An 11,300-nucleotide genomic window follows, 5' to 3' on the forward strand; every position below is an offset into this window, starting at 1 on the left:
ACCCGGTCCGGTAGATCACCAAGACAACGGGTCCAACAGTCCCGCGAGCATCCGGGACAGATGTCACAGATCCCCGGTAGGTTGCAGGCGTGAGCGAGCTCCTCCCCGTTTCCCAGGCCGAGTCCCTGCGCGCGAGCCTGCTCGAATACCTCAAGACGACGTTCGCGCTGGCTGACAACGACATGCAGGCGGCGCTCGAGGAGTTCCTCCAGTCCCCTGAGCACGGCTTGTTCCGTGGCCCGTACGTGCGCCTGCGCCTGCCGTTCCGCCCCGCCCGGGACGGGTGGCGGGACACGCTCGACTGGGACGGCGGGTTCACGCCCTACGGTCACCAGGCGGCGGCCTTCGCCCGGCTGAGCAGCGCGGGGCTGGACGCGCAGCGTTCTCGGCCGCTGCCGACGCTCGTGACGACCGGGACGGGTTCGGGAAAGACCGAGGCCTTCCTCTACCCGATCCTCGACCACGTCCTGCGAGCGCAGCGCGCCGGGGTGACAGGGACCAAGGCGATCGTCCTCTACCCGATGAACGCCCTCGCGAACGACCAGGCCCAGCGTCTCGCCAGGATGATCACGGGCAACCCGGACCTCGGTGGGATCACCGCCGCCCTGTTCACGGGCCAGGACGGGCCGCAGCGTTCCAAGGTCATGCCCGACAGCCTGATCACGAGCCGCGACGTCATCCGGGACACCGCGCCCGACATCCTGCTCACCAACTACAAGATGCTCGACCAGATGCTGCTCCGCGAACCCGACGCGAACATCTGGGCGCAGAGCGCGCACAGCCTCCAGTACCTCGTGCTCGACGAGTTCCACACCTACGACGGCGCGCAGGGCACCGACGTCTCGATGCTCCTGCGCCGCCTCGGGTTGACGCTCAAGAGCCACTGGTCCGAGGACGATGCCCGCCTCACCCCTGAGGACTGGCTGCGGCCGCTGGGACGCATCACCCCCGTCGCAACCTCGGCGACCCTCGGCGACAAGGGCGACGCCAGCGCGATGCTGACCTTCGCCCGCACGGTCTTCGGCGAGAACTTCCCCGACGAGGCGGTCGTCACCGAGTCGCGCCTGAGCCTCGAGGAGTGGGTCGGTGATGCCGCGGACGTCGTCAGTCGTCGCGGCTGGGCGCCGCTCGACCTCGACGCCCAGGCCCTCGCCGACCTCACCATAGCGCTGGAGGACGGCGGCGAACGACCGCCGGACGCAGCGACCCGCGGGGTCTTCTCCCACCTGTACCGGGTCGTGCCGGAGGGCGTCGGGGACGGGGGGCTCGCCGTCGGGCACGGGTGGGCGCGTCCCGCCCTCGACGACGCCGACGACGAGCTGCTCCTGGCCCTCGCCAAGGCGCACCCGCTCGTCCAGCGCCTCGTCCGGGAGACCGGCGACGCCATCGATCTGACCGACCTGGTCCCTGCGGTCCTGCCCGAGGTCCGCGACCCCTGGCACACGACAGGCGACCCTGTCCTCGTGCTGACCGCCGTCCTGGGCGCCCTCAGCCACCTCCGTGCGGTCCAGAGCATCGACCGCCGCGGGCTCTCGGTCGACGTGCACCTGTGGGTCCGCGAGCTCACACGCGTCGACCGGGCCGCGACCGACACCGCACGACTCTCGTGGAGCGACGACGGGATGCTCGTCGACGCCGGCGAACCGGGGGCCACCAGCACAGCGGGCCAGGTGTTTCCCGCGATCTACTGCCGGCACTGCGGCCGCTCCGGGTGGGGCGTCGTGCTGGCTCCGACCGGGACGGACCTCGACCCGACGGACGTCACGATCCGCCAGCGCCACGCGCGTCGCGACGACCGCTTCCGCCCGCTCGTGCACGCCACCGCGGAAGACGAGAAGGCCCGGGCTGGCGAGAAGGTCGACGGCCTGTGGTGGTTCGTCGTCCCCGAGCGTCGCCTCGTCGCGACCCGGCCCGAGGACGCCGACCTCGGTGACGACACCGTGCTGCCCGTCCTGACCCACCACGGCGAGGGCGCAGGCGAGGCATCGGTCGACGACACGTGCCCGTCGTGCGCCCAGAAGGACGGCATCCGCTTCCTCGGGTCCGCGATCGCGACGCTCCTGTCCGTGACGCTGTCCGGACTGTTCGGGACCTCGGGGCTCGACACCGCCGAGAAGAAGGCCCTCGTCTTCACCGACAGCGTCCAGGACGCTGCGCACCGCGCCGGGTTCGTCCAGGCGCGGTCGCACAGCCTCACCCTGCGCGCAGTCCTGCGTCAGGCCATCGGTGACGAACCGACCGACCTCGAAGCTCTGACCCGTGCCGTCATCGACCTCGCAGGTGACGACAAGAACGCGCGCTACCGCCTCCTGCCCCCCGCCTACGCCGAACGCGACAAGTTCGCGCCGTTCTGGCAGGCAGAGACCATGCCCTCGCCGTCGGACAAGGCGCGCAAGCGCGTCACGACGCGACTCCTGCTCGACGTGCTGCTCGAGCTCGGGCTGCGTTCCGCCGTCGGGCGCACGCTCGAAGCCACGGGCAGCGTCGTCGCCGAGGTCCAGGTCGACGAGGCCGTCATGGCGGCCAGCGCGCAAGGCGCCCTGGCCGACGCCACCGTCCAGGGATCGCTCGACACCTTCGCCCCCGATCACCGCGACCTCGTCGCCTGGGTGCGAGGCGTCGTCGAACGCCTGCGCACGCGAGGCGCCATCCAGCACGAGTGGTTCGAGCGCTTCCGCCGGGAGGACGGCAACCGCTGGTGGATCACGGGCGGACGCCCGCGCCACGAGGGCATGCCCGGATTCGGGCGCGGCAACAGTGCCCCCGCGTTCCCCCGCGTCGGTGGGTCGGGGGCCGTCAAGGACTCGGACCTCGAGCCCGTCGGGGCTGCCCAGGGCTGGTACGCCGGATGGACCGCGAAGTGCCTGGGCGTGCCCAAGACGGACGGCGCTGTGCTCGCCCGGCTCCTCTTCCAGCACCTCGAACGCCGAGGTGTGGTCGGCGCCCAGACCTCGACCTCAGGAGCCCAGACCTTCCACCTCCAGCCGCGCGACGTCGTCGTGCAGGCCGCCCGGCTCGACGACCTCGAAGCCGGGCGTCTCGCGCTCGAGTGCACCGTGTGCCGGACGGTCACGCACGGCACCGAGCGCGTCGTCGACCAGCTCGACGACGCCGGGTGCCTCGTCGCCCGGTGCTCCGGCAAGCAGCGCCGCTACCAGGTCCGCGACAACTTCTACCGCGACATGTACGCGTCCCACGACGTGCGTCGCGTGGTCGCCCGGGAGCACACCAGCCTCCTCGACGACAAGGTGCGCCTCGAGTACGAGAACCAGTTCAAGTCGACCACCCCGGCGCCCAACGCCCCCAACGTCCTGGTCGCCACGCCGACCCTCGAGATGGGCATCGACATCGGCGACCTGTCGACCGTGATGCTCGCCTCGCTCCCGCGGAGCGTCGCCTCGTACCTCCAGCGCATCGGCCGTGCGGGCCGACTGACCGGGAACGCGCTCGCGCTCGCGTTCGTCACGGGCCGCGGCGACCAGCTCCCGCGGTTCGCCGAGCCGCTCACGGTCATCAACGGCGAGGTGCGCCCGCCGGCGACCTACCTCGACGCCGAGGAGATCCTGCAACGCCAGTACCTGGCCTCGGTGGCCGACGCGCTCGCCCGCCGCAAGGACTCCCCGCATCCCAAGACCGCGAAGGACGCGCTCGGCTCGACCGGGGAGGGGACCTACCTCGGGACCCTGGTCGACGAGGCAGAGGTGCACGCGACCGCCTACCTCGACCGCTTCCTCGCCGGCTTCGACAACCTGAACCCCGACGTCGTGGCACGCCTGCGGGCGTGGGCCATGCAGGACGGAGAGGTCCCGGGGACGAGCGGCCTGGGAGTGCGCTGCCACGCCGCGTCCCACGCCTGGACCACGCGCGTCGAAGCACTGCAGTTCCGCGAGCAGGAGATCCAGAAGAGCCTCGTCGAGCTCGACCAGCGTGCGGAGTCGCCCGCGGCCACGGACAGCGACAAGGTCGACCGACGCACCGCTCACGCCGCGCTGCGACTCACGCGCGACCAGCTCGCGAGCCTGCGCAGTGAGTACTGGGTGAGCGTGCTCGAAGAGTTCGGGCTCTTCCCCAACTACACGCTGCTCGACGACTCGGTGTCCCTCGAGGTCGCCGTCAGCTGGATGGATCCCGACACCCAGACGTACCAGTACGAGCCCCTCGTCCTCGAACGAGGCTCCGCGCAGGCCCTGAAGGACTTCGCTCCGGGAGCGACGTTCTACGCGAGCGGCTACGCGATCGAGATCGACGCGATCGAGCTCGGCCGGGACAACGCCGCCGTGCGCACCTGGGCGTGCTGCCCTGCGTGCGGATATGTCCTGGACGTGGGGGAGACCGGGACGACCACCTCGGTGCCCGCCTGCCCACGGTGCGACGACCAGGCGATCGCCGACGTCGACCAGAGGCTCCAGGTCGTCGAGCTGCGGTCCGTCTCCGCCGCCGTCCGACGTGAGGAGGCGGCGATCGACGACCGTCGCGACGAGCGTGTGCGCGAGGGGTTCACCGTCCTCACCCTCGCGGACGTCGATCCCTCCCACATCACGCGCCAGTGGTACGTCGACGGCTACGGGTTCGGCGCCAAGCACCTGCGCGACCTGTCGATCCGCTGGCTCAACCTCGGCAGGAGCGCCGGACGGGGGACCACGCACGAGATCGCGGGCAGCATCATCGACGCCCCGCTGTTCAGGGTGTGCACGAGCTGCGGCAAGCTCGACACCTCGACCGGAGCAAACAGCTCGGCCGAGCACCGGCCCTGGTGCCCGCAGCGCAAGGCGACGACAGAGAAGACGGCAAGCATCGCGCTCGCCCGCAGCCTGCGCACCGAAGGTCTCGTCATGCGCCTGCCGACGGCCGTGACCGTCGGCGACGGCTTCTCCCTGCCTTCGTTGTCCGCCGCGGTCCTGCTCGCCCTCCGCGAGCGGCTCGGCGGGTCGCCCGACCACATCGAGATCACTTCGATCGTCGACCCCACGCGCCACGAGGACGGCCAGAACCCCAGCGCGCTGCTCCTGCACGACAAGGTTCCTGGTGGGACCGGCTACCTCGCGGAGCTCGCCGACGAGAAGGCCGTCTGGGCCATGCTCCGGCGGGCATGGGAGGTCTTGCGCGACTGCCCCTGCCAGGTCGAGGGAAAGCTCGCGTGCGACCGCTGCCTGCTGCCGTTCGCGCCCGCCCACCTCGTGAGCCAGACCTCGCGCGCCACAGGTCAGCGGTACCTCGGCGAGATCCTGCGGTCCGGCGCGAGGACCGAGCCCGGCGAGGACGAGCCGACGGTCCCCGAGGAGATGGCCTGGACGGTCACGGCCGACGAGCCTCCGTCCCCCGACCCCGAGTCCCAGCTCGAGCAGAAGTTCCGCCAGGTGCTGCGCACCCGTCTCGAAGGGATGGGCGCGACGGTCAAGGAGGTGCCCACGAGCGTCGGCAGCTCGTGGCGCATCACGCTCGGTGGCGGTGCGCAGTGGCGACTGGACCCGCAGCAGTTCGTCCTCGGCGCCAAGCCGGACTTCGTCCTCACCGCGGGGCAGCGGAACGTGCCACCCGTGGCGATCTTCACCGACGGCTGGCGCTACCACGCGTCCCCCACCCACGACCGCGTCGCCGACGACGCCGCCAAGCGGCGCGACCTGCGCGACGGCGGGTACATGGTCGTCGCGCTGACCTGGGCCGACCTGGACGGTGCCGAGAAGCCCAGCGACCTGCCCGTCGCCGTGCCGTGGCTCGTGCCCGGCAGCCAGGCCGTGGTGCTCGAGAGCTCTGGCGGCACCATCACGCCGTCCACGCTCGACCTCGTCCAGCGCAACCCTCTCGAGCTCCTGCTCGGCTGGGTCCAGTCCCCGCTCCCCGAGGCCAGAGAAGCGCTGGCCCGATGGCTCCCGCTGCTCGCACTGGGGAAGTCCAAGGGCTACCTGGCGCCTTCCGGGGTCCCGCTCGCCGGTCTCGCCCTCGCGGTGCTCGACGGCGAGGCTCCACCTGCCGGTGACACCAGGACCTGGTTCTGGCACTACGGCACGCTCGTCCTCGGCATCCGCCTCCTCGACGAGAAGAGCCTCACGACCGAGGTCGCCCTCGTGCTCGACGACGCCGACGGCTCCCTGGGTGAGCAGCACCGAGACGCCTGGCGTGAGTGGCTCCGGCTCTCCAACCTGCTGAACCTCCGCGTCTCGCCCACCGTCGTCACCACGCGCTCGCTCCTCGTGGGCGACGCCCCCGTGCCCGTGGTCGCTCCGCCGTCGGGCCCCGACGTGCTCGTCGAGGGCAGCGAGAACGCCTTGCCCGACGGCGACTGGCAGCACGTCTACGAGGAGGCCTTGGGCGTCGAGAAACTCCTCGTGGCGGCGCTCGCCGACCTGGCCGACGACGGTCTTTCCGCCCCGACTCTCGGTACCGAGCTGGGCGACGGCATCACGCTGTCGCTCGCGTGGGAGGATCGCCGCGTCACGATCCTCCACGAGGAGCTCACCGAGGAAGACCGCGACGACCTGCTCGCCCACGGCTGGCAGCTCGTGGAACCCGACATCGACGTGCTCCGTGCAGCACTCACCGCAGAGAGGCGCGCCTGATGCCCCAGATCATCTTCGGCCCCCAGCAGACCGGAAAGCTCGACGGGAGCGTCAAGAAGGCCGCGTTCGCCTTCCTCGAGAAGCTCGGCGAGAGCGACGCGACCCCCGGCCTGCACATCGAGCCCATCGAGGGGACCATCGACCCCCGGGTCCGTACGGGCCGCATCAACGACTTCTGGCGCGCAGTGCTCGTCAAGATCCAGGGCCAGGCCTCCGACGCGCACTACGTCTACCTGGGCGCCTACCCGCACGACGACGCCATCACCTTCGCCAAGACGGTCCAGCTGGTCATCAACCCGCGCAACGGGATCGCGGAGCTGGTCGCGGCCGACGCGGCGTCCGCGGTCGAGGCTGCGATCGCAGGAGCGCTCGGGGGCGAGGGCACGGTACCGGTCGGGGCGACCGAGAAGCCCAAGCCGCTCCCTGAGGACGTCGACATGACGGTCTACCCCCTGCTCGAGACGCAGGGCGTCACGCTCGACCAGCTGCTCGACCTCGGGATCGAGAGGGCGTTCGCCGAGCGTGCCCTGACGATCACCGACGAAGGGGCGCTGCTCAACGTCGCCGGGACGACGAACGTCGCCTGGCAGGGCGAAGCAGTCCTCGACCTCGCGACCGGCAAGAAGCTGGACGCCGTCAAGGCCAGCTACGGGATCGGCGTCGCACGCCCGGACGGGACGGTCGTCGTCCCGCCCACGGCACAGGTCGGCGAGGAGACCGACGACGACCTGCTCGTCGCGCTCCAGCACCCGGCCGCAGGCCTCCAGTTCGCGTTCATCGAGGACGACGAGGAGCTGCGCCAGGCCATCGAGGACGACGACTTCGGCAAGTGGCGCGTCTTCCTGCACCCCGAGCAGCGCGACTACGCCGTCCGCCCGAGAAACGGGTCCTTCCGCCTCTCCGGAGGCGCCGGTACCGGCAAGACGGTCGTCCTGCTCCACCGGGCCAAGCACCTCGCGCGGACCGACCCCACGGCGCGGATCGTCCTCACCACCTACAACAAGACGTTGGCCGCGTCTCTCGCCGAGAATCTCCGCCTGCTCGACCCGCGGCTGCCGATCGTCGACAGGCTCGGCAGCCCGGGGATCTACATCGCGAGCGTCGACGCAATCGCCTACCGCATCCTGAGAGACGCCGACAGAAAGCTGGGAGGCAACGCCTCCGGAGCTCCTGGGCCCGTCGCCGACGTGCTCGGCCCCCGCCCGCACCACGTCCTCGACCTCACGGCGCACGCATCATGGGGCGCCGCGATCGACAGCGGGGGGACGAAGCTCCCGACCGAGCTGCGCAGCGAGGCCTTCCTGGAGGCCGAGTACACGACCGTCGTCCTGCCCAACCGCGTCCTGACCCGAGAGTCCTACCTCAAGGTCCGGCGCCCCGGGCGAGGGGTCGCGCTCGACCGGGCACGGCGCAACGCGATCTGGGACGTCGTCGAGGCATACCGTGCTGCGGCAGCCGCCGCCGGTTCGACCGACTGGGACGAGAAGGCCCTCGTCGCCGCGACGTACCTCGACGCAGCCGTGGACGCCGGAGGGGCGCGCCCCGCCGACCACGTGCTCGTCGACGAAGGACAGGACCTCTCTCCCAGCCGGCTGCTGTTCCTGCGCTCGCTCGTCGAGGCAGGAAAGGACGACCTCTTCCTCGCGGAGGACTCCCAGCAGCGCATCTACGGTCAGAAGATCGTCCTCTCGAAGTACGGCATCAACATCCGTGGTCGCTCGCGACGGCTGACCCTGAACTACCGGACCACGGCGCAGAACCTGCACTACGCGACCGGGATCCTCGACGAGCAGAGGATCGTCGACCTGGACGGCGAGGCCGCGTCGTCGGACGGGTACCGCTCCGCCCGGACCGGCCCGACCCCAGAGCTCGTCGCCTGCACCTCGCTCGCCGAGGAGTACCGCGAGGCGGCGCGCATCGTCCGCGCGTGGATCGCAGCCGGTGACGCACCCGAGACGATCGGACTGCTGGTGTACACCCAGGCGGTCGCGGGCAAGCTCCAGAGCGGCCTGGCCGACCACGGTGTCGAGGCGCGCTTCGTGTCCAGCGATGCGTCGGTCGACAAGGGCAGGCCCGTCATCATGACGATGCACCGTTCCAAGGGCATGGAGTTCAAGCGCGTCCTGCTGTTCGGGCTCGACACCGTGCCGGGGCTGCAGCGGTTGTCCCACCTGCCCGAGGCCGACCGCGACGACGCGACGCTCCGGGAGCGCTCCCTGCTCTACGTGGCCGCGACGCGTGCGCGCGACGAGCTCGTCGTGATGTGGAAGGGCGAGCGGAGCGAGCTTCTGCCGGAGGTGGCGTGAGCGAGGAGGTCGATGCCGCCGGGGGCGCGTCGACCTCTCCTGGGTGGCATCCGGACCCCGGCGGGACAGGAAGGCTCCGGTGGTGGGACGGATTCGTCTGGGCGGTCCATCTCGATCAGGACCTTCACCTTCTTGATGGTCGGCTGAAGCTGTCCGGTGCTCCTCTCGTCTGGAGGCCGGCCCCTGGATGGCCTGTGCCGCGTGCGGGCTGGCATCCCCCGCCGCTCTGGGAACCCAACCCGGGGTGGGAGAGACCAGGTTCGGACTGGCACTGGTGGTCCTTGGTCGAACCGTCTCCGGACGACACAGCCGCGGTCGAACGATTGCGGACTGTTGTCGAGATCGTCGAGAAGGAGTCGTCACCACTTGCCTGGGGCGCGATCGACTACGTGACGATTCCGCTGGTGTGGACGGCTCCACCGGGGTGGCCCGCCCCGGAGCGGGGATGGGCTCCGCCCACGGGGTGGAAGGCGCCCCGCGCTTGGGGGCGGGCACCGGCAGGCTGGCTGTTCTGGCAGCCCGACGCGTCGATCGTCGAAGAGAGATTGCGCGCCGTGGCGTTCGACATCGACCGGCGCAGTCGGGTGATGGCGAGCACCCCCGAGGGGATACTGCGAGACCTTGACTGGCTGGAGTCGCTCTCGGTGACGTTGGCGTACTGTTCGCCGCTCATCCTTTCTCCCCTGGCCTCGGCGGCGCGTGCGGGGGTCGTCATGCCGTCCGACGTCCCGACCAAGCTGGCGTTGCGCGAGGCACACCACGTCTGTGTCCACGCGGCCTCCAACCTGCGTACGTATCTTCTGACTCTCGTCCAGGAGGGGCGGCGACCGGATGCTTGGTGCGGTGTGCTTCGTCGGGAGCTCAACTCGGCCTGGATCGGCTACGGAGTGGCGACACAGGACGAGTTCGATGCCATGACTGAGCACTTCCTCGGTGCTGTCAGACAACGGATGGTGCGCTACCAGAACACCCAGCTGTCGGGGCGCAGGCTCGCTCGTGCTCGAGCCGACATCGCACAGCTCAGCTCGTTGCTGGAGGGTTTTGAGCAAGAACTTGTCGCCAGGGTGGCTGCACTCAACTCGCGGAGTGCACTCAAGGCGCGCGGTCGAGCGTTCTCTCCTCGGATCGGTAGTGACTGGCGAGGGGCTGACGAGGCCGCCTCTGATTTCTTGAGGGCACTCGGCTATCACGATGCCCGCACGAGCGAGGACCCTGACTTCGACCTCCAGGGCCACCGGGTCGTGGCAGGTGTTTCGGCACGAGCTCGACGTACCGGGCGCTCCGAGATTCTCGCATTGCGTGGCGCCAACGTTCGTGGAGCCGATGCATTCTGGTTCTCGGTGGCAGGATTCACGACCGATGCCCTTCGATGTGGCGACCAGGTGGGCGTGGCCCTCTTTGTCGTCGGAGAAGTAGGTGAGTGGCTAGCAGCGAACCAGGTAGCTCACGAGATCCGAGGTTGAGGATGGGCGCTGATCTTCGTGCTCCTTGTGTGGCCTAGCCCGTCACTTCACCCGCCGTAAATTCACCCGCTGTCTTGTCCCTCTGCCAGGATTCTCCTGGTCGCTCATGTCGCGCGATCAGCGCGACGCCGCGCATCTCGACGGACGCAAGAAATCGGGTACCCGCATGGACCTCACCGACAAGGAACGCCTCGGGCGTGGACTCGACGCACTGGGCGAGGGCCTTCGCCCGATCATTGACGAGCGGATGACGGCTGCCGTTCACGGCAAGGTCTGGGTACCGCTCTACGAAGCCAAGGAATCGGCTCGCCTGGGGCGTCCCTTCAAGGCTGAGGCCTCCGACCCCCGCCTGCTTCTCCGGATCGTGCGGCACGAGCGAGCAGTCTTCACGGACGTCGACGCTTCGCAGCGCGCGTGGGCGGAAGAACTGATCCAGACGTCGAACCGGTGGGCGCATGCAGCGGCAATCACCCGGCAGCAGACGGACCGTGCCCTTGACACGATGATCCTGCTCGCAGAGTCGCTCGACCTTGAGCTGACGATCGAACGGTTGGTCACGCTGCGGGCTGGTGCACTGGCCACGGGGCCCCTGGCGACCGTGACCGACGAACGAGCATCCGATTCGTCGTCCGCTCCGCCGCTCGTTGGTGCGGACCTCACGACGATGGACCTGGATGCACCGGCGCCTCACGATGTCGTCGAACCGCTCGAGGACTCGGTCCTCCAGCCGGAGCCGATCGTGCCCGACTCGGCGCAGGGAGAACGGCACACGGTCAGCCCTGGTGTTCGTGGACTCTCCGTCAGCATCGGTTCGCTCGACGTGGTCGTGGCGTACCACGAGGCGATCAACTACGCATTGATCCACAACGGCGTCTCTCCGCTCGTCACCGCACGCCTCCGGAACACGGGCGACGTCCCGATCGAGATCGAGTCGATCGAGGTGTCCATCGAGCCCCTCGCCCAGGGCAGCGAGG

At 70.0% G+C, this 11,300-nt stretch carries 4 protein-coding genes; all 4 read left to right on the forward strand.

Going from position 1 to position 11,300, the window contains the following annotated elements; genetic code table 11:
* Window positions 1-89: 89 nt before the first annotated feature.
* Window positions 90-6,557 carry a DEAD/DEAH box helicase gene (locus ACFWFR_RS03430; RefSeq protein WP_377621194.1) on the forward strand — a complete coding sequence of 2,156 codons (6,468 nt, stop codon included), beginning with the start codon at window positions 90-92 and terminating at the stop codon, window positions 6,555-6,557.
* Window positions 6,557-8,863 (forward strand): UvrD-helicase domain-containing protein, encoded by a 2,307-nt coding sequence (locus ACFWFR_RS03435; RefSeq protein ID WP_377621196.1) that lies wholly within the window; start codon window positions 6,557-6,559, stop codon window positions 8,861-8,863. The genes ACFWFR_RS03430 and ACFWFR_RS03435 overlap by 1 nt, the downstream gene beginning before the upstream one ends.
* 554 nt (window positions 8,864-9,417) lie before the next feature.
* Complete coding sequence (locus ACFWFR_RS03440) at window positions 9,418-10,326, forward strand: hypothetical protein (RefSeq protein ID WP_377621198.1); 909 nt, start codon at window positions 9,418-9,420, stop codon at window positions 10,324-10,326.
* A 106-nt stretch (window positions 10,327-10,432) separates the two neighbouring features.
* Window positions 10,433-11,300 (forward strand): Swt1 family HEPN domain-containing protein (locus ACFWFR_RS03445; RefSeq protein ID WP_377621200.1); only part of this gene is annotated, 868 nt, incomplete at its 3' end.

Source organism: Oerskovia sp. NPDC060287, from assembly GCF_042726775.1.
GTDB lineage: Bacteria > Actinomycetota > Actinomycetes > Actinomycetales > Cellulomonadaceae > Oerskovia > Oerskovia merdavium.

What these genes read in the sequence shown, in the direction of transcription:
- ACFWFR_RS03435 (WP_377621196.1), top strand. Translation starts at nt 6,557, where the DNA reads ATGCCCCAGATCATCTTCGGCCCCCAGCAGACCGGAAAGCTCGACGGG.